Genomic DNA, 15,966 nt, shown 5'->3' with positions numbered 1-15,966 from the left:
TTCAGTGGCGGAAGTGGCGGACGCCGGTGAACACCATCGCGATGCCGTGCTCGTCCGCCGCCGCGATCACTTCCGCGTCGCGCATCGAGCCGCCGGGCTGGATCACCGCCTTGATGCCGGCTTCCGCCGCCGCGTCGATGCCGTCGCGGAACGGGAAGAAGGCGTCGGACGCCATCACCGAACCTTCCACTTGCAATCCGGCGTCCTGCGCCTTGATGCCGGCGATGCGCGCCGAGTACACGCGGCTCATCTGGCCGGCGCCAACACCAATCGTGCGGTTGTCCTTCGCATAGACGATGGCGTTGGACTTCACGAACTTGGCGACCTTCCAGGCGAACAGCAGATCATTGAACTGCGCGTCGGTCGGAGCCAGCTTGGTCACCACCTTCAGCTCGTCGCGCGTCACCACGCGATCGTCGGCGGTCTGCATCAGCAGGCCGGAATTGACGCGTTTGGTGTCGATGAAGAACTTCGATGGCGGCGCCAGCGGAATGCGCAGCACGCGCACGTTGACCTTCTTCTTCGCGTAGGCCAGCGCCTCCTCGTCGTAGTCCGGCGCGATCAGCACTTCGACGAACTGGCGGTCCAGGATGGTCTTGCAGGTCGCGCCATCCAGCCTGGTGTTGAAGGCGATGATGCCGCCGAAGGCGGAGGTCGTGTCGGTGGCGTAGGCCGCCTCGTAGGCGTCGGCGCAGCCCGCGCCGACCGCCACGCCGCAGGGATTGGCGTGCTTGACGATCACGCAGGCCGGCGCATCGAACTGGCGCACGCATTCCCAGGCCGCGTCGCTGTCGGCGATGTTGTTGTAACTCAGCTCCTTGCCCTGCAACTGGGTGAACGTCGCCAGCGAACCCGGCGCGGGCCACAGGTCGCGGTAGAACGCGGCCTGCTGATGCGGGTTTTCGCCGTAGCGCAGATCCATCACCTTCACGAAATTGCCGTTGGCCTGCGCCGGGAACAGCGCCTGCGCGCCGTCGTCGCCGAGCGAGGACAGGTGGCTGCTGATGCTGGCGTCGTAATGGGCGACGTCGTTGAACGCGGCGACCGCGAGCTGCCAGCGGGTCTTCGCCGACAGCGCGCCATCGTGGGCGTTCAATTCTTCGACGATGCCGGCATACTGCGCCGGCGCGGTGGCGACGGCGACGCGGGCGAAGTTCTTGGCCGCGCTGCGCAGCATCGCCGGGCCGCCGATGTCGATGTTCTCGATCACGTCCTCGAAGCTGCTGTCCGGGTTCGCCGCCACCCGCGCGAACGGATACAGGTTCAGCACCAGCAGGTCGATCGCGCCGATGCCGTGTTCGGCCATCACCGCGTCGTCGATGCCGGCGCGGCCGAGCAGGCCGCCGTGCACCTTCGGATGCAGGGTCTTCACGCGGCCGTCCATCATCTCGGGAAAACCGGTGACGTCGGACACGTCCTTCACCGCCAGGCCGGCGTCGCGCAGCGCTTTCGCGGTGCCGCCGGTGGAGAGCAGTTCGACGCCGTGCGCGGCCAGGGCCTTCGCGAGGTCGATCAGGCCGGTCTTGTCGGAAACGGAGAGCAGGGCGCGGCGGACGGTCACCGGCGCGCCGGAAAGGAAGTCGGCGGACATGCGGGGGCGGTGCGGTGGGGAAGCGCCGATTATACGGGCCGTGCCACCTCCGGCCCATTCGTCCGCGTCGCGCGGCTCAGGCCATCGAATAGTCGCGCAGCTTCTTGCGCAGGGTGGCGCGGTGGATGCCGAGCATCGCGGCGGCGCGGCTCTGGTTGCCGTCGCAGTGTTTCAGCACTTCGGCGAACAGCGGGATTTCCAGTTCGCGCAGGGCGATGCTGTACAGGTCGTCGGTGTCGCAGCCGTCCAGGTCGCGCAGATAGCGGCGCACCGAATCGGCGACATGCTCGCGCAGCGGCGCGCGGGTGGCGGCGTCCTGGCGGTGGTTGGAAGAATTCAACGGAGGCCCCTCGAAGCTGCCCGCATCGGCACGGCGCGCGCGACACGGGCGGAGGAGTCTAGCGCGATGCCCGCGGCGGCGTCAGTGTCGACGCGCATTCATCGCCGCTTTGTTGATCGGGGTCGCGCTTCGCGCCGGCCTTCACTCGAAGCGGAAGTCGAAGCCGACCACGCCGGGCGCGGGTTCGGCGATGTCGAAGGCGATCTGGCTGGCCTGGCCGGGCGCGATCAGGTCGGTGCGCGCACCGCCGGCGGGCAGGTAGTCCGCAGGCAGGAAGCGGCGCGCGCCGAGCGTGCGGCCGTCGACGTCGCTCAGGCGCAGCGAGAGCGTCGGCCACGGCTGCGGCCAGCGCGCGTCGTTGCGGAAGCTGGCCTGCACGCGCAGCACCCCGGGCCGATCCGGCGGCGCGATCACGTCGCGCGAGAGCAGGGCGAACGCGGACGGTTCGCGCCAGGGCGGCAGGACGCAGCCGAGCGTGCCGCAAACGGAAGCAAGCAGCGGCCGCAGCTGCGGGCTGGCGGCCAGCCGGTCGTGTTGCAGCCAGCCCAGCTGCGCCAGCAGCGCCAGCGCGAGCGCGGCGGCGGCGAAACCTTCGCCGCGACGGCGCGACGGCGCGCGGGCGGCGGAGGCGGCGAAGCTGGGCGTGCGGCTCATCCGGCCACCGCGGTCGCGTTGCGCACGCCATCGATGCGCATCCAGTCGTCTTCGCGCGTCGCGCGCAGCGCATCGAACCAGGGCGCGAAGCGTTGCAGCAGTTCGTCTTCCTGCCCGGCCAGGATGCCGGACATCGCGATGCGTCCACCGGGCGCGGTGCGCGCCGCCAGCGTTTCCGCCAGCGCGTCCAGCGCCGAGGCGAGGATGTTGGCGACCACGACGGGATACGTCGCCGCCGGTTCTTCCTGCGGCAGGTGCGCGTCGATGGCGACGCCGTTGCGCTGCGCGTTGTCGCGGGTGGCGATGATGGCCTGCGGATCGTTGTCCACGCCGACCGCGCGCGCCGCGCCCAGCTTCAGCGCGACCAGCGCGAGGATGCCGCTGCCGCAGCCGAAGTCGAGCACGGCCTTGCCGCGGAGGTCACCGGCGGTCGCCAGCTCGTCCAGCCAGCGCAGGCACAGCGCGGTGGTGGGATGGGTGCCGGAGCCGAACGCCAGCCCCGGATCGAGGCGGACGATGGCGGCGTCGGGCGTGTCCGCCTCGGCCGGGAGGTCGTGGTTCCACGGCACGATCCAGGTGCGCGCGCCGAAGCGCATCGGCTGGAAGGTATCCAGCCACGCGCGTTCCCAATCCTGGTCTTCGACCTTCTCGAAGCGGGCCTTGCTCCAGTCCAGCTCCGGATCGAACGCCTCAAGCGCGGCGAGCAGCAGCAGCGCGTCGGTGTCGGCGTCGAACAGCGCGGTCAGCGTCATTTCGTCCCACAGCGGCACTTCGCCGACGCCGGGTTCGAAGATCGCCTGCTCGTCGGCGGCGTCGAGGTGCGCGTCCTGCAAGGTCACCGCCAGCGCGCCGACGTCTTCCAGCGCGCGTTCGAGGCGCGGTTGCAGGGCTTCGGTGCAGGGGGCGGACAGTTGCAGGTAGGGCATCGGGAATGGGCGCGGTGCGACCGCGCCATTCTCGCAGGTTCCATCCCGGCTGCGCGGCGGGTCAGTGGCCGAGCAATCCCTTGAGCAGCCCCTTCATCGTCGGCTTGGTCTGCTGCTGCCGCGGCTGCTGGCCGTTGCCGCCGTCCATCCGCTGCACGCCGCCCAGGTCGACGCCGAGCATCGCGGTGGCGCTGGACTTGGCGCGCAGCCGCACGCTCCATTCCGGATTCCAAGGCTGCTTCGGATCGGCCGGCTTGGGCGGCCAGGTGATCCAGCGTTCCGGGCCGTAGGCGGTCATCGCCAGCATGCCGGGCATGGCCTGCTGCTGGCCCTGCACGGTGGAGGCGCCGGCGAAAATGCCCTTGGGGATGGTGCAGCCGGTGGCGGTCGCCGGCAGCAGGATCTTCTGCTTCAGCCATTTGTCGATCTGGCCGCCGCCGAGGTAGGCGTGCAGCTCGCTGCCGGCGCCCGGCGCTTCGGCGCTGCTCCACACGGTCATCGCGAACGAATGCTCGCCGAGCATCTGCATGTGCACGCCGGTGATGAAGTAGGCGCGCGCGCGCTCCACCGCCGGCCAGTCCAGGCCGATGGCGTCGTCGAGCCCGCCCTGCGTGCGCAGCGCGAGCTTCGGCATGAAGTCCGCATCGTCCTCGACCGCGAACCGCATCGAGGCCGGGATGCCGTCGCCGGTGATCCGATGCTCGCCGGCCAGTCGCGCGCCGGTCGGCACCTGCTTGCCGTAATCGCGGTTCGGCCAGTAGACGTAGCCGGGCTTGAGGTCGATGTCGCGGTCGGGCGCGTAGAGGCCCTTCGACAGGCTGCCGGTGGATTCGATGCCGACGCCCTGCATGCCGGCCATCGGGTTCTTCGGGTCGATGGCGCGGTCGCCGCCCTTGATCTTGAAGGTGGCGACCTTGGGCTGGCCGGGCCGAACCGATTCGCCGCAGCCCCAGTATTCGGAGATCTTCACTTCGACGTCGGGCACCTTGCCGGGCGGGCTGTCGCCTTTGGCCGGCGTGGTCGGTTCGACCGGGATCAGGGTCAGCGACTTGCCCAGTTGCAGGCCGCCCGGGATCAGGTCCTGCGCCTCCGCGCCCGGCTTCAGTGCGTTGTGCAGGGCGATGTCGAGGAACTGCCCGGTCGTGCCGGCATGGCGCGCGGTCGGGTAGGTGGGCTTGCCCGCGTTGCCGCCGCCCATGCGGCGGGCCATGAAGCCGCCCAGCCCGCCCATCATCCCGCCCATGTCGGGCATCCCGGCCATGCTGTGGGTGGCGACGTCGATGTAGAGGTTGGTGGGCGGCGCCTTGCCCTGCTGGCTGGCGGCGGGCAGTGCGGCCAGCGTGGCGGCGAGGGCGGCGTAGAGGGCGTGGCGGCGTTGCATGGCGGCTCCGGCGTTGGGCGATATCCCGTTAGCGGGATATCGCCTGCGGAGCGGACATGCCGCCGCCTTCAATCGCGCCTTACAGGATCGACAGCGCCTTTTCCTTGCGCTCGGCCAGCTTCTTTTCCAGGTAGTGGATGTTCTGGCCGCCCTGCGAGAAGCCGCCGTCGGCCATGATCCGCTGCTGCAGCGGGATGTTGGTCTTGATGCCGTCCACCACCATCTCGGAGAGCGCCACCCGCATGCGTGCGATCGCCTGCGCGCGGTCGGCGCCGTGCACGATGAGCTTGCCGATCATCGAATCGTAGTTCGGCGGGACGCGGTAACCCTCGTAGATGTGCGAATCCACCCGCACGCCCGGGCCGCCCGGCGCGTGGAAGTGCTGGATCAGGCCGGGGCAAGGGAAGAACGTGTCCGGGTCCTCGGCGTTGATGCGGCATTCGATGGCGTGGCCGCGCAGCACCACGTCGCTTTGCTTGATCGACAGCCTGTGCCCGGCGGCGATCAGCAGCTGCTCGCGCACCAGGTCGATGCCGGTCACCAGCTCGGTCACCGGATGTTCTACCTGGATGCGGGTGTTCATCTCGATGAAGTAGAAGCGGCCGTTCTCGTACAGGAACTCGAACGTGCCGGCGCCGCGATAGCCGATGCGCAGGCAGGCTTCCACGCAGACCTTGCCGATCTCCGCGCGCTGCTCCGGCGTGATGCCGGGCGCGGGCGCTTCCTCGACCACCTTCTGGTGGCGGCGCTGCATCGAGCAGTCGCGTTCGCCGAGGTGGATGGCGCTGCCTTGGCCGTCGGCGAGCACCTGGATCTCCACGTGGCGCGGGTTCTCCAGGAACTTCTCCATGTAGACCATGTCGTTGCCGAACGCGGCCTTGGCTTCCTGCTTGGTGGTGGCGATGGCGTTGGTCAGCGCGGCCTCGGTGTGCACCACGCGCATGCCGCGCCCGCCGCCGCCGCCGGCCGCCTTGACGATGACCGGGTAGCCGATCTCCGCCGCGATCTTCACGTTGGTCGCCGGATCGTCGCCCAGCGGGCCGCCGCTGCCGGGCACGCAGGGCACGCCGGCGGCCTTCATCGCGCGGATCGCTTCCACCTTGTCGCCCATCAGGCGGATGGTGTCGGCCTTCGGGCCGATGAACACGAAGCCGGACTGCTCCACGCGCTCGGCGAAGTCTGCGTTCTCCGACAGGAAGCCGTAGCCGGGATGGATGGCCTGCGCGTCGGTCACCTCGGCGGCGGCGATGATCGCCGGCATGTTGAGGTAGCTCTCCGCCGAGGGCGCGGGGCCGATGCAGACGGACTCGTCCGCCATCGCCACGTGCTTGAGGTTGCGGTCGGCGGTGGAATGCACGGCCACCGTGCGGATGCCCATCGCATGGCAGGCGCGCAGGATGCGCAGCGCGATTTCGCCGCGGTTGGCGATGACGACTTTTTCGAGCATGGGAAGGCCTCGTTCAGCCGATCACGAACAGCGGCTGGTCGAACTCCACCGGCTGGCCGCTTTCGCACTTGATCGCCAGCACGGTGCCGGAGACGTCGGCTTCGATCGGGTTGAACATCTTCATCGCCTCGATGATGCCCAGCGTGTCGCCGGCCTTGACCGTCTGGCCGACGCTGACGAAGGCCGGCTTGTCCGGCGACGGGCTGGCGTAGAAGGTGCCGACCATCGGCGCGCGCATCACGTGGCCGGCGGGCAGTTCCGGGTCGGCGGGCTTGGGGCTGCCGCCGGTGGCGGCCTGCACCGGTGAGTTCATCGGCATGGCCGGGGCGGGCGCGGCGACGTGCTGGACGACCGGCGCCGGCGCGGCGGCGAAGCCGCCCTTCGGCACGCGCGCCAGGCGGACGGACTCTTCGCCTTCCTTGATCTCGATCTCGGCCAGGTTCGATTCTTCGAGCAGGTCGATCAGCTTCTTGATCTTGCGCAGATCCATGAGGGTTTCCTTTTTTCCTTCCTCGCGCCGACGGGCCGAGGGATGGTTGAGCCGGGGTGTCAGGGCAATCGCGCCAGCGCGGCGTCGAGCGCGTAGCGGTACGAATCCGCGCCGAAGCCGCAGACCACGCCGACCGCCTTGTCGCTGAAATAGCTGTGCTGGCGGAAGGGTTCGCGGGCGTGCGGGTTGGACAGGTGGATTTCGACGAAGGGGATGGCGACCGCCGCCAGCGCGTCGCGCAGGGCGACCGAGGTGTGGGTGAAGGCGGCGGGATTGATGAGGATGAAGGCGGTGCCGTCCTCGCGCGCGGCCTGCACGCGGTTGACCAGCTCGTGCTCGGCGTTGGACTGGAACGCCTCCAGCGCATGCCCGGCGGCCTGCGCGCGGGCGCCGAGGTCGGCGTCGATGTCGGCAAGCGTGGTGCGCCCATAGACCTCCGGCTCGCGCGTGCCGAGCAGGTTGAGGTTGGGGCCGTGCAGGAGCAGGAGCTTCGCCATCAGGCGCGCAGTGTCCCGCGAATGGAGGATGCTGTCCAGTTCGGCGAACTTTCGCCGGATAACGCATTTTTAAGCGGATGTTTGAGTGACCGCTCTAAACGGCGCCAGCGCTGCGTTTCGCTAACGCACCCAGCCGGCGATCTCGCCGCCGTCCGCGAACGGCCCGATCCGCGTCTTCAGCACGCGCCCATCGGCCGAGACCAGCACCGAATAGGGCAGCACGCCGGCCGGATTGCCCAGGCGCACGCCGGCGTCGGCCGGGCCGGGCGCATCGACCAGCACCGGGTAGGCGATGCCGTGCCGGTGCAGGAAGGCGCGCACCGCCTGCACGTCGTCCAGCGCGATGCCGACCACCTGCACGCCGTTGCCGCCCTGTTCGTCGGCGAACGCCTGCAGGTCCGGCATCTCCTTGAGGCAGGGCGCGCACCAGGTCGCCCACAGGTTGACCAGGGTGGTGCGGCCGGCCCAAGCGCGGGGAAGCTCGACCCGATTGCCGGCGACGTCCTTCAGCGTCATTGCCGGCACGATGCCGTCTTTTTCGGCGATGTCGAGCCCGGCCGGCGGTTTTGGCGCCTGCGCTTTCAGGGATGCGTCCAGCACCTGCTGGCCGACTTCGGTGCCGGCCAGCCGGTAGGCGAGGGTCGGCTCGAAGAACAGGCTGGCCGCCGCGCCCGCGAGGGCGGCGGCCAGCGCCACCAGCAGCACCGCGCGGTTGGACGGCATCAGCGCGCCGCCTCGCGCAGCGCGTCCTCGGCCATGCCGGGCGTCAGCAGGGTCGGCAGGATGCGGCCTTCGCCGCCGCCGCGCGGATACACCACGTACAGCGGCACGCCGACCGCGCGGTGGCGCTGCAGGTAGGCGGTGATGGCGGGATCGACGTCGGTGTAGTCGCCGGTCATGTAGACGGCGTTGGCGGCGGCCAGCGCTTTGCTGAAGCGGTCGCGCGAGAACACCGTCTTCTCGTTGGCCTTGCAGGTGACGCACCAGTCGGCGGTCATGTTGACGAAGACGACGCGGCCCTGCGCGCGCAGGTCGGCCAGCTGCCGTTCCGACCACGCCACCGTGGCGAGGCCGTCGTTCGCGGCGGCGGCCGTCGCCGCCTGCGGACGCGGCAGCGCGTGCAGCTTCGCCAGCGGCATGCCGAGGGACAGCAGCGCCAGCAGCGCCAGCGCCTGCCAGCCGCGCGCGCCGCCGCTGCGCCCGCGCGTCCACGCCCAGGTGGCCAGCGCCAGCAGGATCGCGGCGGCCAGCCACAGGCCCACGGCGTCGGCGCCGCGCAGCTTCGCCAGCACCCACACCAGCCAGGCGGCGGTGGCGTACAGCGGGAACGCCAGCAACTGCTTGAGCGTGTCCATCCACGCGCCTGGTTTCGGCAGCAGGCGGGCGAAGGCCGGCACGAAGCCGATCAGCAGGAACGGCAGCGCCAGCCCCAGCCCCAGCATCAGGAACACCAGCAGCGCGCCGGCGGTCGGGCCAGTGAAGGCGTAGGCCAGCGCCGCGCCCATGAACGGCGCGGTGCAGGGCGTGGCCAGCACCACCGCCAGCACGCCGGTGAAGAAATCGGCGCGGATGCCGTCGCCTTGCAGCAATGCGCCGCCGCGCTGGCCGATGCCGACGTTGGCGTGCCACAGCCCGGACAGCGACAGTCCCAGCGCGAACATCACCAGCGCCAGCCCCGCCAGCACCAGCGGCTGCTGCAACTGGAAGCCCCAGCCCAGCGCAAGCCCGGCCTTGCGCAGCGCCAGCGCCAGCGCGCCCAGCGCCAGCATCGACAGCAGCACGCCGGCGGCGTAGGCCAGCGCGTGGCGGCGGGCGTGCTGCCGGCTTTCGCCGCTCTGCGCCAGCGACAGCGCCTTCAGCGACAGCACCGGCAGCACGCAGGGCATCAGGTTGAGGACGAGGCCGCCGCCCAGCGCCAGCAGCAGGGCGGCGAGCAGGCCGGGCGTCTTCTGCGTCGGCGGCGCTTCGCGCGCGGGCTGCGGCGGGAGGATCGCGGCGTTGCCGGTTTGCGCTGTTGCGTCGGAAGCGTCGGGCGATGCGGCGCTGGTCTGCGTCGAGCCATCGGCCGCGTCGGGCGCGGCGATCGCGGTGTCCGCTGGCGAGCCTGCAGTCGAAGCCGTGGCGTCCGCGGCCGGCTTCACCGTGCCCGCCGGCAGCGACACCGCCAGCCGGCGCGTCATCGGCGGATAGCAGATGCCGTCGGCCTGGCAGCCCTGCAAGCCCAGCGTCAGCGCGCCGCTGGCCGCGCGCGGCGTGGTGCGCGCCACCGGCAGCGGGATCTCGACCTGGCCGAAGTACACCGCCACGTCGCCGAAATGCTCGTCGCGGTGCGAAGTCGCCTTCGGCAGCCGCGCGATTGGCGGCAGCGCGGTGGACAGGCCGTTGCCGGCGTCCAGCTTCACCGAGAGCTTGTCGCGGTACAGGTAATAGCCGCGCGCCGGGGTCAGCCGCAGCAGCAGGGTGTTGCCGTCCAGCGCGATGACCTCGCTGGCGAACGCCTGCTCCGGCGGCAGCGGCGCGGTATCCACCGTGCCGGCCGCGCCGTTGCCGAGGCCGAACAGCCCGCCGCCGGCCTTGCGTCCCAGCCCGAAGCCGCCGCCCGCGGCCGCCTGCGGCAGCGCCACCCGCAGCTTGCGGGTCTGCGGCGGATAGCAGACGCCGGCGTCGGCGCAGCCCTGGTATTTCACCGTCAGGATGGTGGCGGCGGCATCGACGCCGGGCGTGCCGGTCAACGCGCCCACCAATTGCTTGCGGTAGGTCTCGACGTCGCCGAAGAACTCGTCGCGGTGCTTGTCGCCGTCCGGCAGCGCCAGCCGCGCGCCGGGGAACGCGGCGTCAGCCTGCACCGAGGTGCGGTGGCGGTACAGGTAGTAGCCGTCGGCGATCTTCCAGCGCACCTCGATGCGGTCGTGCGCGGTCGCCGTGGCCGAAAGCACGAACACCTCGTCGACCGGCGGCAGGTCGACGTCGGCGGAATGGGCCGGCGCGGCCAGCAGGCCTGCGAGCAGGGCCGGCGCGGCCAGCCAGCGGCGCAGTCGGAAAGGCAGTCGGAACATGGACTTATTCTAAGGGACGGGCGGCGTCGGCCACCCAGCGCAGGTAGGCGGGCAGGCCGTCGGCGACTTCGACCGCCACCAGCTCCGGCAGTTCATGCGGATGCAGCGCCGGCAGCCGCGCCTGCAGCGCCGGGTAGCGCGCCCGCGTGGTCTTGATCAGCAGCAGGACTTCCTCGTCGCGTTGGACCGCGTCCTGCCAGCGGTAGACCGAGCGCAGCCCCGGCACGATGTTGACGCAGGCGGCCAGCCGTTCGCCGACCAGGGTTTCCGCGAGTTGCCCGGCAGTGGCGGCATCGGGGCAGGTGCACAGGCAGAGCAGGACGTCCATGCGCCTAGGGTAAGGCCGCGCGGGAAATTTGCCCGCGGCCCCTTGAAAGCCCCGCGGCCCGCCCCATCTCCCCGGCATCCCGGTCGCGGGATTTTCTCGTCCCGTGCATTGGCACTCGGCTCGGCCGGCTGCTAAAATTTCCGGGTTTTTCCCACACAATCAACCATTTGCAGAGGTTGCACATGTCCAACATCAAGCCGCTGTACGACCGCGTGGTCATCAAGCGCATGGAAGAAGAGAAGCTGTCCGCGGGCGGCATCGTCATCCCCGACAGCGCCACCGAGAAGCCGATCAAGGGCGAAGTGATCGCCGTGGGCACCGGCAAGGTGCTGGACAACGGCCAGGTGCGCGCGCCGCAGGTCAAGGTCGGCGACAAGGTGCTGTTCGGCAAGTACAGCGGCACCGAGGTGAAGCTGGACGGCCAGGAACTGCTGGTGGTCAAGGAAGACGACATCTTCGCGATCCTCTGATCGCGCGTCGCCTCCTTTCCTCTCAATCGATTGAATTCTTACTGAGGTAATTCGCAATGGCTGCCAAGGACATTCGTTTCGGTGAGGACGCCCGCGCGCGCATGGTGCGCGGCGTCAACGTGCTCGCCAATGCCGTCAAGGCCACCCTCGGCCCGAAGGGCCGCAACGTCGTGCTGCAGAAGAGCTTCGGCGCGCCGACCATCACCAAGGACGGCGTCTCCGTCGCCAAGGAAATCGAACTGGCCGACGCCTTCGAGAACATGGGCGCGCAGATGGTGAAGGAAGTCGCCTCCAAGACCTCCGACAACGCCGGCGACGGCACCACCACCGCCACCGTGCTGGCGCAGGCGTTCATCCGCGAGGGCATGAAGGCGGTCGCCGCCGGCATGAACCCGATGGACCTGAAGCGCGGCATCGACAAGGCCGTGACCGCCGCCGTGGGCGAGCTGAAGTCGCTGTCCAAGCCGTCGTCCACCAGCAAGGAAATCGCCCAGGTCGGCACCATCTCCGCGAACTCGGACGCCAACATCGGCGACCTGATCGCGCAGGCGATGGACAAGGTCGGCAAGGAAGGCGTGATCACCGTCGAGGACGGCTCGGGCCTGGAGAACGAGCTGGACGTGGTCGAGGGCATGCAGTTCGACCGCGGCTACCTGTCGCCGTACTTCATCAACAACCAGCAGTCGATGCAGGCCGAACTGGACGACCCGTACATCCTGCTGCACGACAAGAAGATCTCCAACGTGCGCGACCTGCTGCCGGTGCTGGAAGGCGTGGCCAAGGCCGGCAAGCCGCTGCTGATCGTGGCGGAAGAGGTCGAGGGCGAAGCGCTGGCGACGCTGGTGGTCAACACCATCCGCGGCATCGTCAAGGTCTGCGCGGTCAAGGCGCCGGGCTTCGGTGATCGTCGCAAGGCGATGCTGGAAGACATGGCCATCCTGACCGGCGGCACCGTGATCTCCGAAGAGGTTGGTCTCTCGCTCGAGAAGGCCACCATCAAGGATCTGGGCCGCGCCAAGAAGGTGCAGGTCTCGAAGGAGAACACCACCATCATCGACGGCGCGGGCGACACCGCCGGCATCGAAGCGCGCATCAAGCAGATCAAGGCGCAGATCGAGGAAACCTCCTCGGACTACGACCGCGAGAAGCTGCAGGAGCGCGTGGCCAAGCTGGCCGGCGGCGTGGCCGTCATCAAGGTCGGCGCGGCGACGGAAGTGGAGATGAAGGAAAAGAAGGCGCGCGTCGAAGACGCCCTGCACGCCACCCGTGCTGCCGTGGAAGAAGGCATCGTCCCGGGCGGCGGCGTGGCCCTGATCCGCGCCAAGGCCGCCATCGGTGAGCTCAAGGGTGCCAACGAAGACCAGAACCACGGCATCCAGATCGCCCTGCGCGCGATGGAAGCCCCGCTGCGCGAGATCGTCACCAACGCCGGCGACGAGCCGAGCGTGGTGCTGAACCGCGTCGCCGAAGGCAAGGGCGCGTTCGGCTACAACGCCGCCAACGGCGAGTTCGGCGACATGATCGAGTTCGGCATCCTGGACCCGACCAAGGTCACCCGCACCGCGCTGCAGAACGCCGCGTCGATCGCCGGCCTGATGATCACCACCGAAGCGATGGTGGCCGAGCTGCCGAAGAAGGACGAGCCGGCGATGCCGGGCGGCGGGATGGGCGGCATGGGCGGGATGGACTTCTAAGTCCTGCCATCCGCAAGCTTGACCACGAAGCCCGGCCCTGTGCCGGGCTTCGTGTTTCTGCCCGTCGGGCTGGGCCGGTGGCCTTGTCGGAGGGGGCGGCGTTTTGTCGAACGAAAGGCTATGCTCGCGCCATGAGCCGACATCCCGCCTCGCCGCCTTTGCTCGTTTCGCGCCGCCGCGCGCTCGCCATGCTGTCTTCGACCCTGGTGCTTGCCGCGTGCGGCGGGGGCGGGGGTGGAGGCAAGCCGCATACGACGCCTTCGCCGCCTTCTCCGCCGACGCCGCCTCCACCGCCCCCGCCCACTACGGTGACGGGACCGGCATGGTTCGGCTATGGGCACGATGCGCAGCACACGGCGGCGAGCGCGATCGCCTCACAGGATCTCGGGCGCATCGCGTGGACGACCCCCGTCGACCTCGCCCCCCAGTACACGCCGTCCGGCGCGCTGTTGACCCACTACGGCTCCCCGGTGGTGACGACGCACAACACCGTGGTCATCCCGTTGAAGACGATGGCCACCGGCAGCTATCGCATCGAAGGCCGCAACGGCGCGAACGGCGCGCTGATCTGGTCGGCGACCACCGACTACGTGATCCCGCCGCACAACTGGGTGCCGCCCTACAACCTGCTGCTCACCCCGCAGGGCCGCCTCTATGCGCCGGGCGCCGGCGGCAAGCTGCTGGTGCGCAACGACGGGGACGCGGCCAGTGCCACGTTCGCGCCGCAGGTCTTCTATGGCGCCGCCCAGTACAACACCAATTCCGCAGCGTTCGACGGCAGCGTCTTCATCAACACGCCGCTGACCTCGGACGCGCAGGGCAATGTCTTCTTCGGCTTCCATGTGACGGGAGCGAATCCGGCCGGCTTGGTGAGCGGCATCGCCCGGATCGCGCCGAACGGCACGGGCATCTGGGTCGGGGTCGCCGCGGCGGCCGGCGATCCTTCGATCCTGAAGCCGGTGTCCAATTGCGCGCCGGCGCTTTCGAACGACGGCGCCACCGTCTACATCGCGGCGAACCGTGGCGCGACGAGCGCGACCCAGAACGGCGTCCTGCTCGCCCTCGATAGCACGACGCTCGCGACGCGCGCCAGCGTCGAACTGCTCGATCCGTACCTGGGCGGCCCGGCCCGCCTCAGCGACGACGGCACGGCGGCGCCCGTGATCGGGCCGGATGGCCGCGTGTTCTACGGCGTGCTGGAAAGGACGTTCGCGACCCACAACGCCCGCGGCTGGCTGCTGCAGTTCGACGCCGCGCTCAATCCGGTGGGCGCGCCGGGCAGCTTCGGGTGGGACGTGTCGCCGAGCGTGATCCCGGCGTCGATGGTGCCGTCCTACACCGGCACCTCGACCTATCTGCTCGCGCTGAAATACAACAACTATGCAGGCACCGGCACGGGCACCGGGCTGAACCAGCTCGCCGTCCTCGATCCGGGCGCGAGCCAGACCGACACGATCACGCCGACCATGCAGGTGATGCGCGAGGTGCTGACCATCCTCGGGCCGACGCTGGACGTCGGTTCGGCCACGGCGCGGCGCGAATGGTGCATCAACACCATGGCGGCCGATCCGGCGCGGAAGTCGATCCTCGCCAACAACGAGGACGGCATCCTGTATCGCTGGGACCTGACCACGAACACGTTCTCGCAGAGCGTGCGGCTCAACGCCGGGCTCGGCCAGGCCTACACGCCGACGTGGATCGGCGCGGACGGCGGGGTCTACGCGATCAGCAACGCGACCCTGTACGCGATCCGGGCCAGCTAGCGCCGGAACGGATCGCCGAAGCGGGGATCCGTGGCGAGCACGGGATCGTCCAGCGTCTTGAGGAAGGCGACGAGCGCTGCGCGGTCGGCGGCGCTCAGGTTCAGGCGGCGCGGCTCGTCCCCTTCGCGCAGGCGAGGGTCGAGCGCCGGGCCATCGCGCACGCCGGACGCATAGAAATCGACCACCTCCGCCAGCGTGGCGAAGCGGCCGTCGTGCATGTACGGCCCGGTCAGGCCGACGCTGCGCAGCGATGGCGCCTTGAACAGGCGCGTCTCGCCGGTGTCCAGGCCGTTGCTGCGCGCGTTCGCCGCCAGTGCGAAGGTCGGCGGCAGGTGGCAGGCCGCACAACCCGCACCGCCCTTGTCCACGGCGGCCATGAACAAGTGCCGGCCGCGATTTTCCTCCGGGGTGAAGTTCGGAAGATCGACGTCCAGCGCACGGTTCGGCGCGGTGGCGGAAAAGACCTGCGCATACCCCGTGTCCCAGCGGCTGTCGTGCGAAACCATCGCGCGCACGAACTGGGCGAGCGCTTGCTGGATGCGCGGCTCGGTGATCGTCGCGCTGCCGAACGCCCAGGCGAACAGCTCCGGGTAATCGCGCGTGGCCGACATCTTGCGGATCAGGCCTTCGATGCCGCCCATGTTCTCGCCCCAGCCCATCTCGACCAGGCTATGGAGCGGATGGCTGGCCTGCGCCTCCGCATCGGCGACGCGCCGATCCCAGAACGTGGTGCCCGGCTGCCAGTAACGCAGGTTGCCCAGCCGCATGGCGTGGAAATCGGTGGTGCCGGCGGTGCTGATCCCGTTGCTGAACCGCATCGGATCGGTGAAGCCGAACCGTTGCTGGTGGCAGGCGGCGCAGGAGGCGCGGTTGTTGGTGCTCAGCCGCAGATCGTGGAACAGCACGCGGCCGAGCGTCGCCACCCGATCATCGATGGGATTGGATGCCGGGCTGTTGTCCAGCGCGGCCACCGTCCCGTCGAAATAAGTGGGAAGCGGCGGCGCGGCGTAATTGGCGACATGCGCGAAATCGAGGGTGGTGGTCGCCGCGACGCCGGCCGGCGTGGACGGCTGGGCGCGTTCTCGGCCACATGCGGCCAACGCCAGAATCGCAGCGGCCAGGAACAGTCCTTTCAGGTCCTGCAAGTCCAATCTCCCCCATGTCCGCAGACCCATCCTAGCCCGGCTTGCGGCCGAGCGAAGGCTTGTTTTCCCCGCACCAGAAACGCGGCAGGGTCGGATTTTCTTATAGCTACGCGAGGCCGTCATCAGTGCCGACGACGAGACGGCGTGTTGTTGAACCGCGTTGCCGAAGGCGGGGGCGCGTTTC

Annotated in this window: 15 protein-coding genes; 3 read left to right on the top strand and 12 right to left on the bottom strand. The window is 69.7% G+C overall.

Annotated elements, in window-relative coordinates; translation table 11 throughout:
• Nucleotide 1: 1 nt before the first annotated feature.
• The 11 genes from purH to cutA form a co-directional block, all read right to left on the bottom strand.
• Nucleotides 2-1,591, bottom strand: a complete 1,590-nt coding sequence (gene purH, locus H9L17_RS06625) for a bifunctional phosphoribosylaminoimidazolecarboxamide formyltransferase/IMP cyclohydrolase (RefSeq protein ID WP_187571542.1) — start codon at nt 1,589-1,591, stop codon at nt 2-4.
• Between the two features lie 76 nt (nt 1,592-1,667).
• Complete coding sequence (gene fis, locus H9L17_RS06620; protein ID WP_187571541.1) at nt 1,668-1,931, bottom strand: DNA-binding transcriptional regulator Fis; 264 nt, start codon at nt 1,929-1,931, stop codon at nt 1,668-1,670.
• Between the two features lie 141 nt (nt 1,932-2,072).
• Nucleotides 2,073-2,585, bottom strand: coding sequence for a DUF3426 domain-containing protein (locus H9L17_RS06615; protein ID WP_187571540.1), 513 nt, complete (start codon nt 2,583-2,585; stop codon nt 2,073-2,075).
• On the bottom strand, nt 2,582-3,511 hold the full coding sequence (gene prmA / locus H9L17_RS06610) for a 50S ribosomal protein L11 methyltransferase (protein WP_187571539.1): 930 nt from the start codon (nt 3,509-3,511) through the stop codon (nt 2,582-2,584). The genes H9L17_RS06615 and prmA overlap by 4 nt, the downstream gene beginning before the upstream one ends.
• Nucleotides 3,512-3,572: 61 nt before the next feature.
• The gene (locus H9L17_RS06605) at nt 3,573-4,892 is read right to left on the bottom strand and encodes a hypothetical protein (RefSeq protein WP_187571538.1); all 1,320 of its coding nucleotides are present in this window, start codon (nt 4,890-4,892) and stop codon (nt 3,573-3,575) included.
• 79 nt (nt 4,893-4,971) lie between these two features.
• Nucleotides 4,972-6,339, bottom strand: coding sequence for an acetyl-CoA carboxylase biotin carboxylase subunit (accC, locus tag H9L17_RS06600; RefSeq protein WP_187571537.1), 1,368 nt, complete (start codon nt 6,337-6,339; stop codon nt 4,972-4,974).
• Nucleotides 6,340-6,352: 13 nt separating this feature from the next.
• Nucleotides 6,353-6,829: an acetyl-CoA carboxylase biotin carboxyl carrier protein gene (gene accB / locus H9L17_RS06595; RefSeq protein WP_187571536.1), complete on the bottom strand. Its 477-nt coding sequence runs from the start codon at nt 6,827-6,829 to the stop codon at nt 6,353-6,355.
• A 59-nt stretch (nt 6,830-6,888) separates the two neighbouring features.
• On the bottom strand, nt 6,889-7,326 hold the full coding sequence (gene aroQ / locus H9L17_RS06590; RefSeq protein ID WP_187571535.1) for a type II 3-dehydroquinate dehydratase: 438 nt from the start codon (nt 7,324-7,326) through the stop codon (nt 6,889-6,891).
• A 120-nt stretch (nt 7,327-7,446) separates the two neighbouring features.
• Nucleotides 7,447-8,049 (bottom strand): TlpA disulfide reductase family protein, encoded by a 603-nt coding sequence (locus H9L17_RS06585; protein ID WP_187571534.1) that lies wholly within the window; start codon nt 8,047-8,049, stop codon nt 7,447-7,449.
• Complete coding sequence (locus tag H9L17_RS06580) at nt 8,049-10,382, bottom strand: protein-disulfide reductase DsbD family protein (protein WP_187571533.1); 2,334 nt, start codon at nt 10,380-10,382, stop codon at nt 8,049-8,051. The genes H9L17_RS06585 and H9L17_RS06580 overlap by 1 nt, the downstream gene beginning before the upstream one ends.
• A 4-nt stretch (nt 10,383-10,386) precedes the next feature.
• A complete protein-coding gene (gene cutA / locus H9L17_RS06575) occupies nt 10,387-10,710 on the bottom strand; it encodes a divalent-cation tolerance protein CutA (RefSeq protein ID WP_187571532.1) in 324 nt (107 codons plus the stop codon).
• A gap of 182 nt (nt 10,711-10,892) precedes the next feature.
• Here cutA and groES point away from each other — a divergent pair, with 182 nt between their 5' ends.
• The 3 genes from groES (at nt 10,893) to H9L17_RS06560 (ending at nt 14,637) form a co-directional block, all read left to right on the top strand.
• A complete protein-coding gene (gene groES, locus H9L17_RS06570) occupies nt 10,893-11,180 on the top strand; it encodes a co-chaperone GroES (RefSeq protein ID WP_187571531.1) in 288 nt (95 codons plus the stop codon).
• A gap of 56 nt (nt 11,181-11,236) precedes the next feature.
• A complete protein-coding gene (groL, locus tag H9L17_RS06565; RefSeq protein ID WP_187571530.1) occupies nt 11,237-12,874 on the top strand; it encodes a chaperonin GroEL in 1,638 nt (545 codons plus the stop codon).
• A gap of 131 nt (nt 12,875-13,005) precedes the next feature.
• Complete coding sequence (locus H9L17_RS06560; RefSeq protein ID WP_187571529.1) at nt 13,006-14,637, top strand: hypothetical protein; 1,632 nt, start codon at nt 13,006-13,008, stop codon at nt 14,635-14,637.
• On the opposite strand, the gene H9L17_RS06555 is transcribed toward H9L17_RS06560, so the two are convergent.
• Nucleotides 14,634-15,782 carry a cytochrome-c peroxidase gene (locus H9L17_RS06555; protein ID WP_187571528.1) on the bottom strand — a complete coding sequence of 383 codons (1,149 nt, stop codon included), beginning with the start codon at nt 15,780-15,782 and terminating at the stop codon, nt 14,634-14,636. The two genes, H9L17_RS06560 and H9L17_RS06555, sit on opposite strands and share 4 nt — an antisense overlap.
• Nucleotides 15,783-15,966 lie beyond the last annotated feature (184 nt).

The sequence above is a fragment of the Thermomonas brevis genome, assembly GCF_014395425.1.
Classification (GTDB): domain Bacteria; phylum Pseudomonadota; class Gammaproteobacteria; order Xanthomonadales; family Xanthomonadaceae; genus Thermomonas; species Thermomonas brevis.
Note: the sequence above shows the minus strand (reverse complement) of the source record. Positions and strands in the feature narration are given on the sequence as shown.